The organism is Mycoplasmopsis lipofaciens ATCC 35015 (assembly GCF_000686585.1).
In the GTDB taxonomy this organism is placed as follows: domain Bacteria; phylum Bacillota_I; class Bacilli_A; order Mycoplasmatales; family Metamycoplasmataceae; genus Mycoplasmopsis; species Mycoplasmopsis lipofaciens.
Genome location: NZ_JMKY01000001.1, coordinates 111,048 through 136,062 on the forward strand (window position 1 = coordinate 111,048; position 25,015 = coordinate 136,062).

At 25.6% G+C, this 25,015-nt stretch carries 22 protein-coding genes; 7 read left to right on the plus strand and 15 right to left on the minus strand.

The features are described from left to right. The 3 genes from T388_RS0100540 to lpdA are packed head-to-tail and all read left to right on the plus strand — an operon-like array spanning position 1 to position 4,130. Positions 1–999 (plus strand): alpha-ketoacid dehydrogenase subunit beta, encoded by a 999-nt coding sequence (locus T388_RS0100540; RefSeq protein ID WP_027120400.1) that lies wholly within the window; start codon positions 1–3, stop codon positions 997–999. A 16-nt stretch (positions 1,000–1,015) separates the two neighbouring features. After that, entirely contained in the window at positions 1,016–1,930 is a 915-nt protein-coding gene (locus tag T388_RS0100545) for a 2-oxo acid dehydrogenase subunit E2 (protein WP_027120401.1), read from the plus strand. Position 1,931: 1 nt separating this feature from the next. Continuing rightward, the gene (gene lpdA, locus T388_RS0100550) at positions 1,932–4,130 is read left to right on the plus strand and encodes a dihydrolipoyl dehydrogenase (protein WP_036456761.1); all 2,199 of its coding nucleotides are present in this window, start codon (positions 1,932–1,934) and stop codon (positions 4,128–4,130) included. 42 nt (positions 4,131–4,172) lie between these two features. Here the strand turns inward: lpdA and T388_RS0100555 are convergent, their stop codons facing one another. The 14 genes from T388_RS0100555 to uvrA form a co-directional block, all read right to left on the minus strand. Next, positions 4,173–4,604, minus strand: a complete 432-nt coding sequence (locus T388_RS0100555; protein ID WP_027120403.1) for a hypothetical protein — start codon at positions 4,602–4,604, stop codon at positions 4,173–4,175. After that, the gene (locus T388_RS03950; protein ID WP_281170868.1) at positions 4,604–4,738 is read right to left on the minus strand and encodes a hypothetical protein; all 135 of its coding nucleotides are present in this window, start codon (positions 4,736–4,738) and stop codon (positions 4,604–4,606) included. The genes T388_RS0100555 and T388_RS03950 overlap by 1 nt, the downstream gene beginning before the upstream one ends. A gap of 9 nt (positions 4,739–4,747) precedes the next feature. Next, positions 4,748–6,157 (minus strand): putative cysteine peptidase, encoded by a 1,410-nt coding sequence (locus T388_RS0100565; protein WP_027120404.1) that lies wholly within the window; start codon positions 6,155–6,157, stop codon positions 4,748–4,750. A 786-nt stretch (positions 6,158–6,943) separates the two neighbouring features. Beyond that, a complete protein-coding gene (locus tag T388_RS0100570) occupies positions 6,944–7,375 on the minus strand; it encodes a hypothetical protein (RefSeq protein ID WP_027120405.1) in 432 nt (143 codons plus the stop codon). Continuing rightward, positions 7,375–7,509 (minus strand): hypothetical protein, encoded by a 135-nt coding sequence (locus T388_RS03955; protein ID WP_281170869.1) that lies wholly within the window; start codon positions 7,507–7,509, stop codon positions 7,375–7,377. The genes T388_RS0100570 and T388_RS03955 overlap by 1 nt, the downstream gene beginning before the upstream one ends. A gap of 61 nt (positions 7,510–7,570) precedes the next feature. Next, positions 7,571–9,091, minus strand: coding sequence for an APC family permease (locus T388_RS0100580; protein ID WP_156930240.1), 1,521 nt, complete (start codon positions 9,089–9,091; stop codon positions 7,571–7,573). Positions 9,092–9,190: 99 nt separating this feature from the next. Further along, positions 9,191–10,621, minus strand: coding sequence for a pyruvate kinase (pyk, locus tag T388_RS0100585; RefSeq protein ID WP_027120407.1), 1,431 nt, complete (start codon positions 10,619–10,621; stop codon positions 9,191–9,193). Positions 10,622–10,800: 179 nt separating this feature from the next. Beyond that, positions 10,801–12,270, minus strand: coding sequence for an MAG1430 family protein (locus T388_RS0100590; RefSeq protein ID WP_027120408.1), 1,470 nt, complete (start codon positions 12,268–12,270; stop codon positions 10,801–10,803). Between the two features lie 16 nt (positions 12,271–12,286). After that, positions 12,287–12,877, minus strand: coding sequence for a ribosome biogenesis GTP-binding protein YihA/YsxC (gene yihA / locus T388_RS0100595; protein WP_027120409.1), 591 nt, complete (start codon positions 12,875–12,877; stop codon positions 12,287–12,289). A gap of 3 nt (positions 12,878–12,880) precedes the next feature. Further along, entirely contained in the window at positions 12,881–13,303 is a 423-nt protein-coding gene (coaD, locus tag T388_RS0100600; protein ID WP_027120410.1) for a pantetheine-phosphate adenylyltransferase, read from the minus strand. A 1-nt stretch (position 13,304) separates the two neighbouring features. Then, the gene (locus tag T388_RS0100605; RefSeq protein WP_027120411.1) at positions 13,305–14,492 is read right to left on the minus strand and encodes an acetate/propionate family kinase; all 1,188 of its coding nucleotides are present in this window, start codon (positions 14,490–14,492) and stop codon (positions 13,305–13,307) included. Positions 14,493–14,509: 17 nt separating this feature from the next. Continuing rightward, positions 14,510–15,505 carry a phosphotransacetylase gene (locus tag T388_RS0100610; protein WP_027120412.1) on the minus strand — a complete coding sequence of 332 codons (996 nt, stop codon included), beginning with the start codon at positions 15,503–15,505 and terminating at the stop codon, positions 14,510–14,512. 217 nt (positions 15,506–15,722) lie between these two features. After that, positions 15,723–17,549 (minus strand): M3 family oligoendopeptidase, encoded by a 1,827-nt coding sequence (locus T388_RS0100620; protein WP_027120413.1) that lies wholly within the window; start codon positions 17,547–17,549, stop codon positions 15,723–15,725. A gap of 11 nt (positions 17,550–17,560) precedes the next feature. Beyond that, positions 17,561–20,395 carry an excinuclease ABC subunit UvrA gene (uvrA, locus tag T388_RS0100625; protein ID WP_027120414.1) on the minus strand — a complete coding sequence of 945 codons (2,835 nt, stop codon included), beginning with the start codon at positions 20,393–20,395 and terminating at the stop codon, positions 17,561–17,563. 149 nt (positions 20,396–20,544) lie between these two features. Here uvrA and T388_RS03805 point away from each other — a divergent pair, with 149 nt between their 5' ends. The 4 genes from T388_RS03805 to T388_RS0100645 all read left to right on the plus strand — a co-directional run bounded on the left by T388_RS03805 (position 20,545) and on the right by T388_RS0100645 (position 23,986). Then, the gene (locus T388_RS03805; protein ID WP_169733521.1) at positions 20,545–20,904 is read left to right on the plus strand and encodes an HNH endonuclease signature motif containing protein; all 360 of its coding nucleotides are present in this window, start codon (positions 20,545–20,547) and stop codon (positions 20,902–20,904) included. Between the two features lie 107 nt (positions 20,905–21,011). Beyond that, a complete protein-coding gene (locus T388_RS0100635) occupies positions 21,012–22,109 on the plus strand; it encodes a nicotinate-nucleotide adenylyltransferase (protein WP_027120415.1) in 1,098 nt (365 codons plus the stop codon). Positions 22,110–22,130: 21 nt separating this feature from the next. Further along, positions 22,131–22,871 carry a pseudouridine synthase gene (locus T388_RS0100640; RefSeq protein ID WP_027120416.1) on the plus strand — a complete coding sequence of 247 codons (741 nt, stop codon included), beginning with the start codon at positions 22,131–22,133 and terminating at the stop codon, positions 22,869–22,871. Positions 22,872–22,888: 17 nt separating this feature from the next. Further along, on the plus strand, positions 22,889–23,986 hold the full coding sequence (locus T388_RS0100645; RefSeq protein WP_156930241.1) for an MAG0770 family lipoprotein: 1,098 nt from the start codon (positions 22,889–22,891) through the stop codon (positions 23,984–23,986). Between the two features lie 31 nt (positions 23,987–24,017). On the opposite strand, the gene galE is transcribed toward T388_RS0100645, so the two are convergent. Next, complete coding sequence (gene galE / locus T388_RS0100650; RefSeq protein ID WP_027120418.1) at positions 24,018–25,007, minus strand: UDP-glucose 4-epimerase GalE; 990 nt, start codon at positions 25,005–25,007, stop codon at positions 24,018–24,020. Positions 25,008–25,015 lie beyond the last annotated feature (8 nt).

Consider the following 25,015-nt stretch of genomic DNA (forward strand, 5'->3'; position numbering starts at 1 on the left):
ATGGCTGATAAAATTACAGTTAATAATGTTCAAGCAATTAATAATGCACTTGATTTAGCAATGGCAAAAGATCCTCGTATCGTTGTTTATGGTGAAGATGCTGGTGTTGAAGGTGGAGTTTTCAGAGCAACAGAAAACCTTCAAAAAAAATATGGTAAATTAAGAGTTTTTGATACACCAATTAGTGAGGCAGCTATTTGTGGTGTGGCAATTGGAGCAGCTATTGCAGGAATCAAACCTGTTGCTGAGATTCAATTCCAAGGATTTAGTTATCCAGCAATGCAACAATTATTTACACATGCAGCGCGTTGAAGAAATCGTTCAAGAGGTCGTTTTACAGTTCCTATGGTTATTAGAATGCCTATGGGTGGTGGAATTAAAGCGATGGAACATCACTCTGAAGCACTTGAAGCTATTTATGCTCATGTTCCAGGTGTTAAAGTTGTTTTACCTGCCTTTCCATATGATGTTAAAGGATTATTATTAGCAGCAATTAATGATCCAGATCCTGTTGTATTTTTAGAAAATAAAAAAATTTATCGTGCTGGTAAACAAGAAATTCCAGCTGGAGAATATACAGTTGAAATTGGAAAAGCAAATATTGTTGCTCCAGGTAATGATTTAACATTAGTTACTTATGGTGCACAAGTATTTGATTCTATTAACGCTATTAAAGCATACAAATCAATAAATCCAAATGCTTCAATTGAATTAATTGATTTAAGAACAATTAAACCTTTAGATTACAAAACAATAGTTGAAAGTGTTAAAAAAACAGGTAGACTTCTAGTAGTACATGAAGCTGTTAAATCATATTCTGTTTCAGCTGAAATTATGGCAAGAGTTAATGAACACGCTTTCGAATTTTTAAAAGCTCCAATGACACGTTGTACAGGTTATGATATTACAGTTCCTCTCGCTAAAGGAGAAATGTTTCAAATGGTTGATGAATCAAAAATATTAACAAAAATAAAAGAAGTTATGGACTTCAAATTTTAGAAAGGATTGATAGAAAATGAAAAAAATTAAATCAACTCCAATTGCTCGTAAAATGGCGGCAAAACTTGGTATAGACATTAGTCTTGTTCCGGGTAGTGGATTAGATGGCAGAATTTTAATGTCAGATATTCAAAACTTTCAAAAATCAGGGTCAACAGTTGCCCACAATTCATTTGCTCCTCAACCAGTAGCTAATAATGAAATGATTAATGTTTCAGCTAAACCTGTAATTAGCGCTCATTCTGAACCTGTTAGCCCTATTAGAAAAGTTATTGCTAAAACAATGAAAAATTCTTGAAATAATGTTGCATATACAAATTTAGTTCATAAAATTGATATGACTAACTTATGAAATTTACGTTCAAGAGTTAAAGATGTTGTTTTAAAAGCAGAAAATGTAAAAATTACTTTTTTACCTTATATTGCAAAAGCTGTGGCAATTGCATTAAGAGATTATCCAATATTTTTAGCAAAATATAATGAGGCACAACAAACCTTAGATTATCCAGGTTCAATTAATTTAGGTTTCGCAGTAGATACTGAAGCTGGACTAATGGTTCCAGTTGTAAACAATGCAGATAACACAAGCATTGTTTCAATTGCGAGTGAAATTAACCGTTTAGCTAAAGCAGCAAGAGAAAGAACAATTAAACCTTCAGAAATGAAAGGTGCTGGATTTACTATTACTAACTATGGTAGTGTTGGTTCATTATATGGTGTTCCAGTTATAAATTATCCTGAATTAGCTATTGCTGGTGTTGGTGCTATCGAAGATCAACCAGTTGTTAAAAATGGTCAAATTGTCCCAGGCAAGGTTATGTATTTAACAGTAGCAGCAGATCACCGTTGAATAGATGGTGCGACAATTGGTCGCTTTGCTTCACGTGTTAAAGAATTATTAGAAAATCCAGAAGTGTTAGGAGTGTACTAATATGTATGTATTTAAATTTGCAGATATAGGTGAAGGTCTTCACGAAGGAACAGTTGGCGAAATTAGTGTTAAAGTAGGTCAAAAAGTTAAAGAGGGTGATACATTATTCTCTGTTGAAACTGATAAAGTTGCAAGTGAAATACCTTGTCCAGTAGATGGAATTATTAAAGAAATTAAAATGTCAGAGGGTGATGTAATTCACGTCGGACAAGATATATTCGTTATTGATGATGGATCGGGAGATTCGGTTCCTGCTAGTGAACCTATAAAAAATGAAGATTTAAAAACTTCATCAAGTTCAACAACATCATTTTATGTATTTAAATTTGCAGATATAGGTGAAGGTCTTCACGAAGGAACAGTTGGCGAAATTAGTGTTAAAGTAGGTCAAGAAGTTAAAGAGGGTGATACATTATTCTCTGTTGAAACTGATAAAGTTGCAAGTGAAATACCTTGTCCAGTAGATGGAATTATTAAAGAAATTAAAATGTCAGAGGGTGATGTAATTCACGTTGGACAAGATATATTCGTTATTGATGCAGGAGATAAAAATCCTACAAGTTCAGAGGCAAATATTTCACAACCTAATGAAGGAGCTGAAGAGGAAGAAAAATGCTTGGTGGGAGATGCCCCAAATTCAAGTGAATTAATTAATTTAGATTTTTTAAGTCCTTCACAACCAGATAATAATGTTGAAGTTAAAGAAACAAAAGAAATTTGCTCACAAGAATCAACTTGTGAAAACGATGGTGTTTCATTTACTGAAGACGGTAAATCATATTCAGGAAATATTGATGAAGAGTTTGATGTTATAGTTGTTGGTTCAGGTCCTGGTGGTTATTTAGCAGCTGAAGAAGCTGGTAAATCAGGTCTTAAGACAATGATTGTTGAAAAAAAATATTGAGGTGGTGTATGTCTAAACACAGGATGTATTCCAACTAAGGCATTGTTAAAAACAACAGAAGTTATTAAGGATATGAAACATGCTGAAAAGTATGGAATTATTGCAAACTCTATAAAAATTAATGAAGATAAAACTTGAAAAGCAATGCATGCTAGAAAAGCAGAAGTTGTTAAAAAAATTTCAAAATCTGTTGAAATGTTAATGAAGGGTTCTAAAGTTACTTCAGTATTTGGAGAAGCAGAATTTGTTGCTGCTCGTACTATCAAAGTTAATGATAAAGTATATAGTGCAAAAAATATGATTATTGCAACTGGATCAACTGCAAATCAATTAAGAATGATTCCTGGTTTTGATAAAGGTTATGATGAAGGAACAATAATTACTTCTGAAGAAGCTATTAATTATGATAAGAAATTACCTAAAAAAGTTACAATCATAGGTGGTGGTGTAATTGGATTAGAATTTGCAACTGTTTTTGCTCATGGTGGAGCGAAAGTTACAGTTATTCAAAATACTGAAAGACTATTACCATTTAATGAAAAAGAAGTTTCAACTGAAGCAGATAAGATTTTAAAATCATTAGATGCAACAATTTTATACAATGCTAATACTAAAAAATATGAGGATGGAAAATTATATGTAGAAGTTGATGGTAAAGAACAAATATTAGAACAAGATATTATTCTTACTGCAACAGGACGTACCGCTCATTCAAAAGGTTTAGCTGAAATTGGTGTTAAATTAGGCGAAAGAGGCGTAGTTCTAGTTGATTCACATCAAAGAACTAATGTTAAAGGCATGTATGCCATTGGTGATGTAACTGGACAAAATATGTTAGCCCATGTTGCATATGGACATGCTTTGGCAGCTGTTTTCCATATTTTAGGTGATAAAGAAAAAGGTACTTATCATCCAGCCGGAATACCAGGATGTATTTATACAGATCCAGAAATTTCATTTATTGGTTTAACTGAAGAAGAAGCTAAAAAAGCAGGCAAGAATGTATTTGCATCTAAATACTCATTTGAATATTTAGGAAAATCTATTGCTACAACTCATACAGAAGGTTTCATTAAATTAATCGTTGATAAAGAATATGGTGAAATTTTAGGTGCATCAATTGTTGGTCCACATTCAACTGACTATATTGCAGAAATTGCTTTGGCAATGGAACAAGAAGTTACAGTTCATGAATTAGCTCACACAATTCATCCACATCCTACATATAATGAAATAATTTGAGAAGCTGCACGTAGTGCAAGTTTAAAACTTTCAAACGAAGCTCGTAAAAAATAATTAAAATCATAAAATCACATTCATTGCGAATGTGATTTTTAATTATATTTTTTTAATTTTTTGAGTATTGAAATAAAGTAATGTTCCTCAAATAATAACGATAAATAAATTAACAAGTGCTAGAACAATGAATATAACATTTACATGTTTTATAAATAGTAAATAATCACCAAAAGCAAAAGTTAAAATAAATGAAATTAAAATAGTGATTAATCCAAATGACAATACATTTTTTCATAAATCATTGTTCATTCTTTTTAAATTTAATATTACATTAATTGTTAATCAACTGATTACAAAAATTAAACTAAATTCTACAATTTGGGTTGTTCAATAGACAATTCTCATTAAGTCATTACCAAAAACAAATCTAATTTGTAATGCCAACATTAAACCGTTTTTAATAAGTTCTAAAAATATCAAAATCATAAATAATATAATTACTTTTTGAATCTTATAACTATTGTTATTCATTATTTGCCTCCTGGAGATAGCAATCTGGGAGCAATTGATCAATCGATTAACATAGTTGTTAAAAAACTAGCAATTAATGCTACTGCAACAAAAATAATTAAACATGCAATAAAAATAATGACGTTTTTTTTCATATATCAACCTTATAAAAATATTTTTTTATCAATTTCAAGTGCAGAAACATATTTTCCATCTTTTCAAAATACTTTATCATGTGTTTTTTCATTTTCTTTTGTTTTGTCATTTACATACCACATATACCCTCATCTTCTAATTCTTTGTGCTGAAATTGCAACTTGCGAGTATAAGTTATTATAATGACCTCAACCATAATGTGTTAAGTAAAGATTCGAAATTTCTTTACTTCCATCTTTTCATTTCCCATAAGCAATAACAGAATGTCATGCACTTTCTACATCCTTTGTATATGATGAAACTCAACCACCTAAAATTACAGGTTTGTTATCATAAAGTGATTTTCAAGGTCTATTTGCAAAATATGTATGATACCATTTAGGAACAAAATTGTCATTTTTAACAATTGAGTTAAAAGCTGTTGTATAATGTTTAGGATTTATGATGTTAATTACATCTGTTGCTTTATACATATCATATACCAATTGCGAACTAAATATTGGATATAATGGCAAATTATTATTTTTTAAAAACATATAGTTTTGATATTTATTTGTATTAAAATTAAATCTTGCATCGTTATTTATTTCACTTCAATTATTTGCGCTTACTATTTTTGCATATTTATTAAATACTCTATCTTCTATTATTTTTGAATTTTTAAATAAATAATGATATTGTATTAACATTGCTAATGAAATATATTCGCATAAGCCTTCTTCGCCAACTGCAGATCTTTCGTATTTATTCGGTCTTGTTAAATCGGTATAACCAAAAAAATCAAAATTTGATTTAAATCATCATGAATAATCAATTTCGTAGTCTGCATTTAAAAAATCAGAGTTATCGATAGAGCGATAAGAATATTTATTGTGTTTATAATTTTTTGCTAATTGTTTTCTAAAATTTTTATTTTTAAATTTAGTTAAGCTAATATCAGAACGTTTATCAAAATTTGATTTAACTTTTGATTTTGCAATTTTTGTTTTAAAATTGTCAACAATGCTATAACTTTTACTATCGTATTCTTTGGTTAATGACTTGTAAGGATAATATTTGTTAATTTCTTGAAAATCTTTTTCGCTGATTTTAACATTTGGATTATATTCAATTAACTCGTAATCACTCAAACTAACAACTGCATAACCTTTATTTATAAATTTAAAAATTATAATAGGTTCATTATCGTAATTTATTATTTTTTTATATGAAATAATTTTAGAATTTTTTAAATTAGTTTTTTTTATGTTTGATACTTCTACTTCTATCGATTTAACTAAATCATCCAATTTAAAATCATTTGAAAAATATTTATTTATATCATCATTTTCACCGTAATTTGTATTTACGTTGTAAGCGCCCAATGTCGATAATGGAGCTACTAATGTTAAACTAGAAAATAATATTTTTTTATTCATTTTTCACCTCCTTATAATTTAATTCTAAATTAAAAGAAACATAAATATTATTTTTTTACTTTAATATGAAAATATTTTCATATTTAATAATTGATTATTCAAAACTTTGTAAGTTAAAAAATGATTGTATTAAGTAATTCAAATTTCAATTTTTTCTTTTACTAATTGACAACTTTTTAAAAATACAAAAAAACTCTTATTTATCTAAATAGTATCCCACCAAGGACAACACTAGTATTCTTTATGTTTTTTATTATATATATAACTTCGTAAAATTTTGTTTTTATTTTTTGAAAAATGATTTTTTTGTCAAGAGCCTACGGAGCACATAAAAAATACTGTTTTTAATATGAATAAACACTTTTATGTTTTGTTTTAATGGAATAAACATAATCTACACATTTAGCGAATTTCCTTATTATAGTGAAAGTTCTTTTTATAATAAGATCTTAATCTGTGACTTTTTGCTATTACTTATTTTTGTATTTTAATTTAATCAAATACTGTTCTAATTGAAGGACTTTTAAAATGTAATTATTTTTGAGATAATTGTATGTTTCTTTGATTCCAAAGTAATATTTATTGTATTTTTTATTAAACTCTTCACAATTTTTTTATATTCAAAATTGTAATCTCCTTCAATATTTTATTTTTTTATATTAAAAATAAAAACAACAAAATAAAGTGGGTATTATCCACTTATAAATTTTAAACCGTAGACTACAAAACAGACTGTATACTTGTAGATCACGATTTAGGCACATTCATTGCGAATGTGATTTTTAATTATATTTTTTTAATTTTTTGAGTATTGAAATAAAGCAATGTTCCTCAAATAATAACGATAAATAAATTAACAATTGTTAGAACAATGAATATAACATTTACATGTTTTATAAATAGTAAATAATCACCAAAAGCAAAAGTTAAAACAAATGAAATTAAAATAGTGATTAATCCAAACAACAATACATTTTTTCATAAATCATTGTTCATTCTTTTTAAATTTAATATTACATTAATTGTTAATCAACTGATTACAAAAATTAAACTAAATTCTACAATTTGGGTTGTTCAATAGACAATTCTCATTAAGTCATTACCAAAAACAAATCTAATTTGTAATGCCAACATTAAACCGTTTTTAATAAGTTCTAAAAATATCAAAATCATAAATAATATAATTACTTTTTGAATCTTATAACTATTGTTATTCATTATTTACCTCCTGGAGATAGCAATCTGGGAGCAATTGATCAATCGATTAACATAGTTGTTAAAAAACTAGCGGTTACTGCTACAGCAACAAAAACAATTAAGCAAACAATAAAAATAACAGTATTTCTTTTCATAAATTCTCCTTATATTTTTATTTTATCAATAAAAAAAATAATAAATGTAAAACTTTTACATTTATTTTAATTTGTAATTTGTAAATACTAATTTAGTTACATCGATTTCCTTATTTTCAAATTCGAATTCTTTATATAAATCTCTTTTTTCAATTTTTTTGACTAATCATAAATTTAAGTATGGAAGAATAATAATTAGTGCAACATAAACTAAATAGATGACTAATTCAATATATATTGCAACATTGTATGAGCCTGAATAAAAAATACCTCAACCACTATTATTTTTATTTATGATAGAAATAGTTAAATTTGTTAAATAAATTGCGTTTACACTCAAACAACCTATGACAGCTAAAATAGAAACTATATAATAAGCTATTTTGTTCATCTTTTTAGTATTAATATTTTTTCGATTAATTAGGTAAAACAGAATAATTAGTCCATAAAAATTAAAAAATATAAATGTTGGTAAATTTGATATTCCATCTAATAATTTATCTGACTTAGTTATTCATAAAATTGAACTGCCTATTATTCAAACTAATAAATAAATTAATGCAAAATAAATTACAACTAGTTGTTTTAAATTTAATTTATTCTTAATTTTGTTCATTCCAAAAGAAATATTAGTAACTAATACGTTGTTTATATCGTGAGCATATGCTGTTGTAAAACCGTTCAATACTCCAAAAGCAGAAATAAATAATAATAGTCAAAACACAATATTAAATGCTTTTTGAAAATTTTTATTTTTAAATATGTTATTAAAAATTTGTTGAACAATAGAACTATCATGCAATATCGATGCTATTGCAATTAAACAATACGTAGTAATTACAACAATCATTCCTAAAAGAACAATTAAAGGGACTTTTTTTTCTGAATTTTCAATATTGTTTGCTGTACTTCCAACACTTAAAAAAGCATCATATGCAAACAATGCAGATGGTAAAGCAATTATCATATTTTTTAAATCTGATCATTTAAACGCTTTATTAACAAATGCATTCGTACCACCTGCGTTATTTGTATTGTGCATCGAGATGCCCAATATTATTACAACAATTAGTGGAATGAATTTAATGATTGTTGTAATTTTTTGAATGTGTCCTGAAATTTTTATATTTATTATTAAACTAAAAAAAACTATTGAAAATAATATTAAGGATGTTAGTGGTAAATATGCATATGGTATTAATTTACCTGATATTTGAAATATCAATAAGTGGGCAGCTTCAGCAGTAAAAAAACTTAGCATAAATATTAATATGGGCCCATATAAAAATGTGTAATTGAAAGTTATAAAATATCCAAATTTCTTATTCATAACTCTTGTTGCTCAATTTCCTATACCAGATATTTTAGTATTTTTAATTGTGCTAATTTCACTAAAACTAATTGCTGCACAAAGTGAAATAATACCTGCAACTATTCATGTTAATAATCATGATATTCCATTTCCTTGTGTTGCATTTCTAATTCCAGCATTTTTAAAGAATATACCAATTCCTACAATTGATCCTATTAACATCGTTAATGCAAAAAAGAATCCGATTTTTTTTACTTTTGTTTTCTTCATTAAATTTTCAACCTTTCTTTTCAATTTTTTTAATTTTATCAAAATTTAATTAAATAAAACGTGTATAAAAAAATGTGCTTTAAATTAAGCACATAAATTTTAAAAAATGTATTCTGTTAAACTTTCGTTTTCAACAACTAAAAATCTATCGCCTTTAATTGCTCCATAAGCTTTTAAAGCATCTTTAGCTTTTTGTTTATCTTGTTTAATTTCATTGAATAATCTTACAGAATCCAAAGAAGTTCAAACACTAGAAGTAACTCCAAAACCTCCAATTAGTTTTTCATCATTAAGAATACCAACAATAGTTGTATTAGGGCGAAATTTTGCCACTTCTTTTAATAATTGGCCAGTTCTTGATAGAACGATAGCAAATTTGTAATCTCCAAAACGAGTTCTATTGGCTACATCGTAAGCAATTCTAGATCTTTTGTCTCTTTGATCAGAATTACGACGAACTTCTTCTAATTGAACATCATAATAGGTTTTTTCATAAAATTCTTTTTCAGCACGTCGATTAATAGTTGACATAACTGTAACTGATTCAAGAGGATATGAACCTGATGCACTTTCGCCTGAAAGCATTGTTGCATCCGCTCCTAATTCAGTAGCATAATAAACGTCCGTAACTTCTGCACGAGTAGGATGTGGTGTGCTTTCCATTGAATCCAACATTTGAGTTGCAACAACAACTGGTTTACCAGCTTCGCGACATTTTCTTATCATTACTTTTTCAAAGTAGGGAACATCGTAATAAGGAATTTCTAATCCTAAATCTCCACGCGCAACCATAATTCCATCTGATGCTTGAATAATTTCATCAATATTTTTAATTCCTAAGTGACTTTCTATTTTTGAAATAATTTTAATATGCTTACCGCCATTGTCATCTAAAATTTTTCTTAAGTCTTGAACATTTTTTGCTGTATTTACAAAAGATGCGGCAACATAGTTAATACCTAAACCTATTCCAAAAATAACATCATTTTTATCTCTTTCAGATAAAAATGGTAAAGAAAAGTCAACACCAGGTAAATTAATTCTCTTATTTGTTTTTAATTTGTGTTGATTTAAAGTTTTAACTTCAACACATCCTGGTTCTACTTTGGTTACAATTGCTGTTAATTTACCATCATCAAAAAGAATTTGATTTCCAACAACAACATCTTGTGACATGTCATAAGCAACAGTTACTTCTCTATTTGTTCCTTCTAATGTTTCATATTTTTCTTTAGTTGTTCAAACTTTCAATATTTGACCGCACTCAATTAATTGAGCACCATCTTTCATTTTACCAAGACGAATTTCTGGTCCTTTTGTATCTAACATTAACGACACAGGAATGTGTAATTCTTGTGATATTTTTTTGGCTAAATTAAATTTATTCAATTGTTCCGCATGATCACCGTGACTAAAATTTGCACGTACACATGTGGCTCCAGCTTTAATTAATGAAAGCAATGTTTGATAATTATCGCTTGATGGTCCAACGGTAATGACTAACTTACTGCGTTTACTTGTTAATTCCATTGATTTTCTCCTTAAATGATTCTTTTTATGTAGATTAATAAATGCTTATATTTATAATTTTATTATATTTATTTAATAATTTATGATAATTATTTATATAAACAAGTATTTTTAAATTTTCTATTTTCTAAAATGTTTTATATATTCTTATATAAAAAACACGCCAATTTTTAAACGTGTTATTTTTTTTGAAAACCTTTTAATGTATATGTACCAATGTATTTACTTGAAGGATTGTTTTTATTATAAATTATGTATGTAAAGGTTGCTTCTCCAGTTGTTTTTTCATATTTAATAAGCGGAGTATCTTTATAATTGTTTTCATCTTTCGAATTATATATATCGTCTATTTTTTTATCAAAGAATTTTAGAATATATTTACTACCATTTTCAATTTCAAAATCATCTTTAAAGACTAAATCAATATCTTTATATCAACCGCCTAAAGTATTTTTATGATTGGTAGAAGCAGAACTAACATTTTTGTAAAATACCATTTCCGAAGGATCAATTTGACTTAAATTTTGATTTTGAAAAGGAATGATTTTGACATTTTCTTTAGCAATCTTTTCTAATTCAAAGTAATCAATTTTAATTGTTGTAGAAAATTGAATTGGCTGATTGTTTTCATCTGTTATTTCCACTAATTTTGTTTTTGATAAATCATCCTCACTCGCTGCATCTATATACTTATTTAAAAAGTAATTAATTTGCAATTCATCTGGTTTATTTGTATCATAATTAAATCAAATAGATCTATTTTTGTTTATTTTATATACAGGTTTTAAAATATTATCATCTAGCCCAAACGAAAAGTATTTTGTAATTGTTTCATAGTTATTTTGAATTGTTTTTTTATTATCTTCATCATTGATATTTTCAATATTTTTATGTGGCAAAATTTCGAATAAATCTTCCACAGAATTTAAAGTTTTTTGATAAAAACTAAGTCTCATTTTTTCATTTGTTGAAAAATTTCATACCTTTGAAGTATTATTTTTTATGTAATCATTTTTATTGATTTTTCGAAAACCATTTATTTCATAAGTATAGCCAATTCATTCATTTTTTCTTTCGCTTATCTTTTTATTTTTATCAACGTTTTTATTCTCTAAGTTTATTTTAAGATATAACTTACCTTCAAAATCATTAGCATAAGCTCTATAGTAAATGTTGAAATCTTTTTCAAGTAAATCAATAGGTTTCCCATTTTTTGTTTTTAAACTAAATAGAGGATAAAAATTTTTGTTTTTATAACTAGTTTCCTTAAAATTTTCTTTGTTATATTTTCAATCAAATTGATATTTTCAAAATTCTTTTTGTAAATAATTTGAATTTTTTAATCCCGGATAATTGTCAGCATTAGACGAATTATCTTGGTAAGAGGAAAAAGCAAATTCACTTGCAAGTAAATCATTTTTGTTTATTTCATACAATTTTTTAGGGTTTGTAGAATTATTAAAGTTATAAATGAAATCGCCTTCATCTTTTGTATATTTATTCATTTTGAATGAATATGTTTTTAATAAGTCAATAGGATTTTTGTTTTTTTTGTTTTGAGAAATAATAACCGACAGTGCAACAACACTTCCTAAACTAGTTAAAGCTATTCCACCAAGTAACAAATTTTTAATTGTGTTTTTTTTCATTTTTTTCCTCTTCATATTAATGTTCATTGTAAAGAATCTTGTCTATATGTTTAACTAATTCATTTAGATTTATATTTTTTTGACTAGATACAAAAAAGAAATTAGTTATATTACTTATTAAATTTTTACTAAACAATTCATTATGTTTCTTTATTAATTGTGATTTTTCTTTTTGATTTAATTTATCTATCTTAGTATAAATTATGTCAACTGGTCAATTTATTTTTTCTAAATAATTTATTTTTTCTAAATCTATTTTTGTAATTCCTGTTCTTGAATCTATTAATAAAAAAATGTATTTATTATCATTATTTTCTAAAAATTTATCAATATATTTATTCATTTTTATTTGCTTTTCTTTAGACATTTTAGCAAAACCATATCCTGGTAAGTCAACAATTAATTTATCGTTTATATCTCCAAAATAATTTATTAATTGTGTTCTACCTGGATGTTTAGAAACATATGAAATGTTTTGATTAGTTATTGAATTTAATAGTGAAGATTTTCCTACATTTGATCTACCTCAAAAACAAACTAATGTTTGAACAGGATCAATTTTAAGTCAACTATCTGGCTCTAAAGCTGATGTTATAAATTTTCACATATTTTATCTTCCTAACTTATTTTTATGTCTAATTAATGTTGATGAATAGTTAATCATTTCATAATCAGGAATTATTAAAATTGTTTCAATTTTATTGTTAATACTATGGCTACCTGCTGCTAATACTAATTCATCTTCATAATCTATTTGATTTCTAGCTGATCTAATTAAAAAATTAATATCTAATTCGCTAGCAATATTTGCAATTAAATTATTTTTATTCAAAATTACATCAACGTTATCGAAATTTTTTAATTTTTCTTTAACATTTTTAAATCTTTGTTCAATATTTTCTAAATTATTTTTATCTGGATTAATAGAAACTATAACTACTAATTTATCGAAAATTTTTAATGATTTTTTAATAACTGAAATGTGTCCATCATGTAATGGATCAAAAGAACCTGCATAAATTGCTTTTTTCATTTTATTTAAATAATTCTAACGCATGTTTAGCAATTAATAATTCTTCATTTGTTCTTAAAACAAATACTTTTACTTCACTATTAGGTGTTGAAATTAATTCATATTCCCCTATTTTTCCATAGTTTTTTGTATCATCTATTTCAATTTTGGCAAAATTTATCTTTTTAGCTATGTTTTCACGTAAGTTAGGTGTATTTTCTCCAACTCCTGCAGTAAATACTAATGCATCTAATTTTCCAATTTTGTTTGCATACATTGCACAGTAATCAATTATTTTTTGTGTATATAAATCAAAAGCAAATTTAGCTCTTTCATTATTATCATCAATAGCTTTTAATAAATCACGCATATCGCTAGAAACACCTGATACACCTAAAAGGCCTGATTTATTGTTCAAATCATCTGTAATTGTTTTAATATCTAAATTTAAATTTTCCGCAACAAAGTTAGGTATTGAAGGATCAATATCTCCAGAACGTGTTCCCATCATTATTCCTGCTAAAGGTGTTAATCCCATTGATGTATCAATTGATTTTGAATTTTTAACGGCACATAAACTAGCGCCATTACCAATATGAAGATTGATAAAATTTACATTTTTTTTGTTTAAAATATTTTCTAATTTTAATGTACAAAATTCATGACTAATTCCATGCGCTCCGTATTTTTTTATATTAAATTTTTCTGTTCACTCAAAAGGAATTGGATATATTGAATTAATGTCTTCAATTGTTGTGTGAAATGATGTATCAAATTCAGCACACATTTTTGCATGTGGCATAACTTTTTTAAATCCCAACATTGCTTGAACAGCACCAGGATTATGTAATGGCGCATAAATACTTGCTTTATTAATTAATTCGATATTTTCATCGTCTAATTTAGTTGTTGAGTTAAAGTATGGGCCTCCATGAACAACTCTAAATCCTATTATTTCGATTTCTTTTGGATTTTCAATTAATTTCATTTTTTTCATTAAGTTAATAATGTTTTCAACAGCAACGGTGTGATCTTTCATTTCTAATGAAATTTCATTAACTTTATCGTCGTGTTTAATTTTTATATTTCCTAGTGGAAGTTTAATTTTTTCTGCTAAACCATTTGCTATAACTTTTAAAGTTTCTTTGTCGAATAATGAAAGTTTGATTGAACTACTTCCAGAATTTATAACTAAAATTTTTGATTTCATTTTTTCTCCTTAATATTTTACTTTGCTTGTAGTGCTGTAATTAGTACAGTATTGACTACGTCTTCAACTTTTGAACCTCTTGATAAATCATTAACAGGTTTATTTGTTCCAACAATAATTGGGCCAATTGCTCCATAATTTGCTAGTCTTTGAACTAATTTATAACCTATATTTCCAGCATTAAGTTCTGGAAAAATTAATGTATTTGAGATTTCATCATATTTTTCTAAACTATATTTTTTATTTCTAACATCTAAATCTAATGCAGCATCTAATTGAACTTCGCCGATTGATTTATATTGTGAGTGTAATTCTCTAAATTTGCTTGCAGCATTATGTACTAATTCACTTTCAGGGCTCTTTGCTGAAAAATTTGTTGAAAAACTTAAAAAGGCGATTCTTGGTTCGATGCCAAATTGTTCAACAAATTCACCCGCGTTTTTTGCAATATCAACTAATGATTCTTCAGTTGGTTTTATATTAACTGAAATATCACTAAAGAATAAAGTGTTTTCATCTTTATGCATAATCATAACTGACGAAATTGTTTTTGTTCCCTTTTTAGGGCCGATTACTTTAAAACCAGCACGTAATATGTCTGCTGTTGAATAGTCTAATCCCCCAACAACTCCATCAACTTCACCAGTCTGAAGTAACATCATTGCAAAATATGGTCTAGATTTCATCATTTTTTTACAAATATCTAATGTATCTTTGTTTTCTCTTCCTCTTGCTTTTTCTTTAGCTTCACGCATTTCAAAATATTGTTGTGCTAATTCTTCGGTTTTTTTTGTTTCGTTTAATAAATTTAGAAATTTAATTTTTGGGTTTTCATTACAACAAGATTCACATGTTTGTTGTTTATCTTCTAAAAGTATCAATTCGATATTTTTAAATTTTGCTAGTTCTTTAGCTGCTGATAAGGCAATTTTATTGTCTCCATCAATTAAAACAATTTTTTTTGGTCTATCAAGATTGTTAACTTTTTCTGCTATCAATGATGTAAATTTCATAATAACTCCTTTTAAAATACTTATAATGAATTGAATAATATTTATAATTAATATTTTATATGTAAATGATAAAAAGATAAGTAATTAAACTTTCATGATTCAAAAAACAATAAAATTCATTCATTTTTGTTTTAAAAATCAAGCTAAACAAAATAAGAAATAAAAGTTTATGTTAAAAGAGCATAAATTTTATTTCTTATTTCTAAAAAATCGATTTTTATTTTATTTTGAAAATTTTTTTGCCTATTTTTATTCATTCGTTTATTAATTGTTCAAAATAACTAAAGCCTATTTTGTAAAAATTGTCGTCATTTAAATCAACGCCAATATTTTTTAAAGTTTCTAATGGCATATTTTTATCACCCATTGATAGAAAATTTTTTATATATGTTTGTAAATAAGCACTACCTTGTGTTTTATAATTTGCAAAAAAGTAGTTTGCAACCAATTGTCCTATAGCATACTTGTATACGTAAAATCCATAATAAAAATGTGGCACTGTAACACAAGCAATCATTTCGTCTTTTTTATATTTATTTTTTTTATAACTATATTTTTGTAAATTATCATAATATAGTTTACTAATAGAATCATAACTTGCATTTACTGTAAAATTTTCAACACTTTTATAAAGGTTATATTCATAATTAGCTCATAGTGTTTGTCTAAAAACAGTTCCAATAAAACCATCTATCATATTTTCTAATATTTTAAATTTCAACAAGTTACTGTTTGTTGTTTTTAACAAATAATCATATAACATTAATTCATTAAAAATAGATGCTATTTCAGCTAAAAATATAGGATATTGACTATTTTCAAAATCATTATTTTTATCACTAAAATAAGAATGTAATGAGTGTCCAAGTTCATGAGCCAATGTTTCTACAGAACTTAAATCTCCATCAAAGTTCATTAATATGTATTTTTTATCAATTCCATATGTTTCGCCTATTGAATAAGCTCCAGATATTTTATTATCTATTGTCATATAATCAATTCAATTTTCGTTAATAGCTTTATTTATAATTGAATTGTATTCGTCTCCAAAAGGTTTTAAAGCTTCACTAACTAGATTTTGCATTTCTTCAATAGTATAAGTTGATTTAATTTTTGTTAATTCTCTATATGAATCATATTTTGGGTTATATTTTTCTTTGAATTTTGCTTTATAAAATTTTTTGAAATATTCATCTTTTCTTTTAATAAGAGTCTTTAATGATGATACTCTATCGAATAATTTTAGTAAAAGATTATCTGTAATTTTGTCATCTATTGTTAACATCTCTACTGAATTTTTATATTTTCTAATTTTAGCTTCCGTTGCTATATTTGTGAATTGTTGGTGTAAAAGATTTGCTAAAGATTCCTTATGTTGTAAAAAAGCTTTTTGTCAATTTTTAACAGTGTTTTTTCTCAATAATGCATCGTCAGACTTCATTAATTTTAATCTTGATGCAGGTGTCAATTTATGTTTTTTATTTTTGGAATCTACAGGTTTTTCGAATTTAGATTCACTATCTGTAATTAAAGAAAAAACACTTTCATATGATGGATTAGCATTTGCGGTTTTGACTAAATATTCTTCTATTTCATCAGATAATTTGTGCTCAAACATCTCTATTTGTTGATTTATATTTTTTCTTTGACTTGAAAGTCTTTCATCTTTTATTCATTCTTTTATTTTTTGAATATTTTTGTAGAATCTATTAATTTCTGAACCCATTTTTTCATTTAACTCAGTGTTTATTTGATTTCATTGAATTTCTAATTGTTTTCATTTACTATTCGTGAGTTCACGATTAATATTATTGTTAATATAGTTATTTATTTTGTTTGCTAAAATACCTGTCTTATATGAAATGGAAAAACTGTTAATAAAATTTTCGATGTTTTCATATTTTGAATCTTTAATATTTATTAATTCATTAAATAATATTTTATATTCATCAAAAAGTTGATTTATAGTTTTACCTTTTAAGATATCATCTAAATCGAATTTATATTTTTTATCTACTTCATTTATATTTTTATATTGTTTCATATTTACTCCAATTAATTTTTATTTAATAGTTCTTTTAAATATAATCCGGTATAACTATTTAGATTTTCACTAATTTGTTCCGGAGTACCAGCTGCAACAACTTCACCACCATTTATTCCGCCTTCAGGCCCCAAATCAATAATGTAATCACAATTTTTAATAACATCTAAATTATGTTCAATCACAATAACCGTATCACCATTGTCAACTATTTTATTGAGTACTTTTAGTAAATTGCTCACATCATATGTATGTAAACCTGTTGTTGGTTCATCTAAAACATAGACAGTTTTTCCTGTTGGTTTTTTTTGTAAATATGTTGCCAATTTTACTCTTTGTGCTTCACCACCACTTAATGTTGTAGACGATTGACCTAGTTTTATATAACCAAGTCCAACAGCTTGTAAAGTTTCTAATTTTTGTTTGACATTTACTCTAGCTCCAAAAAATTCAACAGCTTCATCAACTGTCATATTTAAAACATCGCTAATGTTTTTATTGTGATATTTTATTTCTAATGTTTCTCGATTATATCTTTCACCATCACATTGGTCACAAGTTATATAAACATCTGGTAGAAAATGCATTTCTATTTTTATTAAACCATCTCCAGAGCATTTTTCACAACGCCCTCCAGGAACATTAAAACTAAAACGTGATCTTGAGTAACCTCTTATTCTCGATTCTTCTACAGTTGCAAATATTTCTCTTATTTCATCAAAAACAGATGTATAAGTAGCAGGATTACTTCTTGGAGTTCTACCTATAGGACTTTGATTAACAGAGATTATTTTATCGACATTTTTCAAACCACTAATTGATTTAAATGTCCCTATCTTACCTTGAAAATTTTTGTTTAATGCTTTTTCAGTACCCTTCACGAAAATTTCATTAACTAGTGTACTTTTACCTGAACCACTCAAACCTGTAACACCTATAAATTTACCTAATGGAAATTTTACTGTTATTTTCTTTAAATTATTTTGATTTGCCTCATGAATAGTAACAACTTTGCCATTACCGCTTCTTCTGGATTTAGGAACATCTATTTTTCATTCTCCACTTAAATATTTTCCTGTTATAGATTTATTTTCATTAATTAAATCTTGAATTTGTCCCTGTGCAACAACTTCACCACCATGTATTCCTGCTTTAGGTCCTATATCAATTAAATAATCTGCACTTTTAATAGTTTCTTCATCGTGTTCAACTACTATTAGTGTGTTACCAATATCCACCATTTTTTTAAGTGTTTTAATTAATCTATCATTATCTTTTTGATGCAAACCAATAGATGGTTCATCTAAAACATATAAAACTCCTGTTAAATTACTTCCTATTTGTGTTGCTAATTTTATTCTTTGACTTTCTCCACCACTTAAAGTTTCTGCATTTCTATTTAATGTAAGATAATTTAAACCTACATTTTTTAAAAATCTTAACCTATTTACTAATTCATTGATTATTAAATTTGATATAGTTTTTTGCTCTTCATTTAATTTTAAATTTTCCACATGAATTAAAGCCTCATCAACACTCATACGGGCAAAATCATTAATACTTTTACCATTCACTTGAACTGCTAATGCGTATTTATTTAATCTACTACCATGACATTTTTGACATTCGAATGTACCCATATATTTTTTAAGTCAATCTCTTATTTTTTGACTTGATGTTTCATAATAAAGACGTTCAATTTTAGTTAAAATACCCTCAATAAATTTTGTTCTGCGATATTTATTGTTGTTTGAGGATACAATAACAAATTCAATTTCATCTTCTGAACCATATTTGATAATATCTAATTCTTTTTTACTTAAATTTTCAATTGGCCTATTTTTATCAATATTATAATAATTTAATAAAACATCGAATTCTTGTCATTCTAAGTTTTGACTATTTACAGTATTTTGAAAATATTTTATTCCGCCCTCATTTATGCTTCTTCATTGTTCAGGAGCAACTTGATCAAAATCAGCTTTTAAATCAACACCCAATCCTTTACATTTTTGACACATTCCAAACGGAGAATTAAATGAAAAAAGTCTAGTGTCTATTTTAGGCATTTCAAAATCTTTATAAATACATGAATGCAATTTACTAAATGTTTTTATAACACCATCTGTAGTTTCAATTTTTACTAATCCTTTTGAATAACTAATTGCTATGTCAATAGCTTCGCTTATTCTATTTTTACTTTCTTCATTTAAAACAATTCTATCTACAACTATATCTATTGTATGTTTGATATTTTTTTCTAATTCTATTTTTTCATCTAAATTCATTATTTGGTTATCAACTTTGATTCTTATAAAACCCTCTTTCCGAAGTTTTTCAATGGTATTTGCATGTGTTCCTTTTTCTCCATCAATAATTGGAGATAAAATGTATAACTTACTATTTTGAGGTAAAGAATAAATAGAATTTAATATATCTTTATTTGTTTGACTCGTTATTTCAATTTTGTGTTTAGGACAAAATGGAACGCCGATACGAGCGAATAATAATCTAAAATAATCATAAATTTCTGTAACAGTACCAACTGTGGAACGAGGATTATTATGCGTTGTCTTTTGTTCAATAGAAATAGATGGACTTAAACCATCTATACTATCAACGTCAGGTTTACTTGTACCCCCTAAAAATAGTCTTGCGTAATTACTTAAACTATCAACATATTTTCTTCGTCCTTCTTCATAAATAGTATTAAATGCAAGAGAAGATTTACCACTTCCACTTAAGCCCGTAAATACTATCAATTTGTTTTTAGGTATTGTTAATGAAATATTTTTTAAATTGTTCTCTTTTGCTCCTTTTATAATAATTTCTTCTTTTGCTGACATATTAACCCCTTATTTTCAAGATAAATTTAATTTTTTTAATTATATAGAGAATTAAAAAATTATTTTTTATTTATAAATAATTCTGTTGCAATTAAGCGGAAAAATATTAAAATTTGAGTAATAAAAAAATTTATATTTTAGATGTTTTTATGAATGAAGAAATAATAGATAAAGAACGAGCAGAAATTTATTGAGAAAAAAGATTTGATGATAAAACCAATGTAAAGGATTTTGTAGGTCGCGAAATGCATAAACAAGAATATAGAAACAAAAATTCTAAATACGGTTGAAATATTGACCATATATTACCAATAAGTAAAGGTGGTAAAAGTACTTGTGGAAATTGCGTTCCATTAAATATAGTGTCTAATGAAGTAAAAAAAGATAATACAAGTTGAAAAGATAATAATAAAATTTGAGAAATAAAGCGAACATCACCTACAAAATGTCATAATGGTAATAAAAAGGTTAAACGTTATGTAATAAGAGAAAAACAAATTAAAAATTAAAAAAGAAACATTATTAACTAGAATAAATTTAAAGTAGCATTTTTATTTAATGCTATTTTTATATTAAAATTAAATATGTATCTTAATTTAAGAAAGCAGGAAGTATTATGAAAATTGCATTATTCGGAGGAACTTTTGATCCAATCCATAAAGGTCATATTGAAATTGCTAAACAAGCATATGAAGAATTAAAAATAGATAAATTATATTTTATTCCAGCAAACAAAAATCCTTTTAAAAAAAGAAAAATATCTACAACTAATGAGCAAAGAATTCAAATGTTAAATATTGCCATTAAAAAAATAAAAGATATGAACTTTGAAGTAAGTGAATTTGAAACAAAAAGAGGAGGAAATAGTTATACTTTCGAAACGATTAGGTATTTTAGACAAAAATTTCCTAATGATGAATTATTTTTTATAATGGGTAGTGATTTATTACCAACATTAAATAAGTGAGAAAATATAGATGAAATAAGTAGTAAATGTAAAATTGTTATATATCGAAGAAATAATAAAATTAATAAGATAAATATAAAAAAATATAATTGTTTATTAATGAAAAATAAAATTTTAAAAGATTCATCAACAAATATTAGAAATGGAATATTTGATTTTTTAGATGAAGATGTTAATAAATATATTGGAAATAACTTTTTATATAGCAAAGAAATTGTTCATGGTATTTTATCAGCTAAAAGAGCTAAACATTGTGTCGCTGCAGCAACTTTTGCAGCCGAATTAGCAAAAACAATTAATTATGACGCTAAAATTGCATATTATGCAGGTTTGTTCCATGATATTTGTAAAGAATTAAATGAATTGGAATTTAGAGAATTTATTTCCCAATTTAATTTAAATGGCTTTGATAAAGAAATATTTCCTAATTATAAATTACATCAAATTGCTGGAAGTTTGTGATTGAAATATATTTATAAAATTGATAATGAAGAGATTATAAAAGCTGTTAGCATTCACACCTCACTAGCTCTTGATTTATCTACATTAGATAAAATTTTATTTATAGCCGATAAGATTTGTGAAGGAAGAGCTTTTGATGGTGTGCAAAAATTGCGTCAACTTGTCAAAACTAATTTTGAACAAGGTTTTAAAGAAGTTGTAAAAAGAACTTATGAATTTAATAAAAACAAAGGTATAATTTTTGATAAAGAACAAGAAAAAATATATAAAAAATGAATGTCATAATTCATTACTAGAAAGAATAATATGAAAGAATTAATTAGAGTGCAAAAAATTATTGCGCAATCGGGATATTGCTCGCGTCGTAAAGCAGAAGAATATATAAGTAAGGGACTAGTAAAAGTGAATGGGGTTATCATTGAGTTGGGTGCAAAGGCTCAAATCAATGATGAAATAAAAGTTAATGATAAATTGATTTCTATTCCAGAAAATAATTTTGTTTATTTTTTATTAAATAAACCTAAAAGAGTGGTTTCTACTGTCAAAGACCCACAAGGAAGACAAACAGTAGTTCAATACATAGATACTAATGAAAGAATAGTACCCGTAGGTAGATTAGATTATAATACAACTGGATTAATGTTGTTAACTAATGATTTTGAATTAGTTAATAAATTAACTCACCCTAAATATGAAATTCCAAGAACTTACCGAGCAAGAATAGATAGTCCATTATCGTTATCTGAATTTAAAAAAATAAATAGTGGTATCGAATTAGATGGAAAAATCTCTCATCAAATTGTTGATCAGGTTGAGGAAAAAAGTTATTTAATTACATTGCATGTCGGTTCATATCATCATGTAAAAAAATTATTTGAAAAATTAAATCATAAAGTAATTAATTTAAAACGAGTAAGTTATGCCAATTTAAAAGTTGATAAAATTCCAGAAGGAGCATATCGAAAAATCACTTTAAAAGAATTGAAAGATTTAAAAAATATAATTAGAAAACAAGAACAAAAATTATGCGAAGCAAGACAAAAATAAAATTATTATCATTATCTATGATATCAATTCTACCAATGTCCACTATGGCAATCAAATGTCAGAGTAGTTTTTATGATTCAACCGATTTTTTTAAAAGTGAATATTCTTTAAAATTGAGACAAAATTTTCAAATATTTAAAATTAATTTTGACCAATTAAATTCCTTTATGGGTGATAATGAAAAAAATAATTATAAATCATATTATTTCAATAGTTATTTAGAAATTAAAAAAGTAACAGATTTTTTTATTAATAAATTTCAAAACGATGATTTATTGAGATATTTATTAAACGAAGAGGATTCTATTATTCAAGTAGGTTATAAAAATGGAAATTCTATAGTTGAAAATCCAGATTTTGAGTTTCTTAAATTTCAACTAAAACCTTTCTCTGAAAATAATCAAATTCCCTTAAATCTTCAAATAAGATATTTAGATATAATAAATACTGAAATTAATAAAATAATGGATGATTGAAGTAATTGAATACCAAATAATTCAGCTCTAAAAAGATATGTAAATGCATTTTTGAATAATCCTGGTTGACCGTTTTTTAATAATTCTAATTACAGTGAAGAAGACAAAAAATTTCTTGAAAATGAATTTTATAAAGAAATTAATGACTCATTTAATGAAATGAAAAATGAATATTCTCAGAGATATTTTAATAAGCATTTGTCTTCAATAGATTATTCTACTATTTTGGTTAATACCTCTAGTTTAGAAAGCAATAATAAACATACTCATGCTTTAATAAATTTATGAAGAGAATGAAATTCAGCAACTTCAATTTACAATATAAATAACGAGCTTAAATATAATAAAAATAATAAAGTAGTAATAATAAAGAAATTTATAGATAGCTTTTTTAATATAATAGAAGATAAAAATATAGATAAACCAATATTTATTAAAATTTCTAAAGATAATAAAAGTGTTGAAATAAATTTTTCAGAATTTATGACTAAATGAAAAGCAGTTTACAATAATAGTGAATTAATAAAAATGCACAATAATGAAAAAGAGTTTGAAGAAAAATTCATTTTTCCTATCAATGAAATGATTAGAATAGCACATTCTATTTTTAGAATAATTCAAAGCTATAAATCAAGTTAAAAAATGTGTGAAAATAATGATTTCACACATTTTATTGATGATTTTTTCTAAATTCTAATTCTGTTCTTACGATGTCTTCTAATGAATATTTAAATTCATAGTTTAATTCTTCTTTTAATTTACTTGAATTTGCTATTAAAATATCTGGATCACCTTCTCTACGAGGTCCGTATTTAATATCAAGTTTTCTTTTAAGAATAAATTCAAATTTTTTCACAATTTCTAGATTGGAATAACCTTTATTATTACCCACATTATATATATAATTTTTTCGATTTTTAATCATGTGTTTAGCTGCTTGATAATGAATATTTGCTAAATCTTTTACATGTATGTAGTCACGAATACATGTTTTATCATGGGTTTTATAATCATTTCCATTTATTTTAAAATTTGGATTTTTACCAAAAACATGATAACTTATTGCGGGTACTATATGCGTGATTTCACTATTATTTTTAATTAAATAACCAATTCTTTGACTTTCACTTGCTCCTGCAACATTAAAGTATCTTAAAAAAGTGTAGTTAAAATCCTTATGCACTTTTGCATAATCATCAATAATTTGCTCATCAAAAAGTTTTGATTTTCCATATGGCGATATAGGTTTTTTTGTATCTTTTTCTAAAAAACCATTTTTATGTCTACAGTTTTTGCCATATACAGCAGCAGATGAAGAAAATATTAAATTTTTAATTTTATATTTTTCCATTAATTTTAATGTGTTAATTATTCCTAAAATATTTGTTTCATAATATTTAATAGGAAATTTAATACTTTCACCCACTTTAATTAATCCTGCTAAATAAATAACAACATCTGGATTAAAATTTTTAAGAACTTTTTCATAGTCATTTTGGTTTAAAACATCTCCAATATACAATTGTTGATTTTCTAGAACAAACTCTTTAAAACCTGTTGATAAATTGTCATATATTGCAACTTCTTGTTTATTATCATTTAATATTTCAGCAATATGACTGCCAATATAACCAGCTCCTCCAACCAATAAATATTTCATTAAATCTC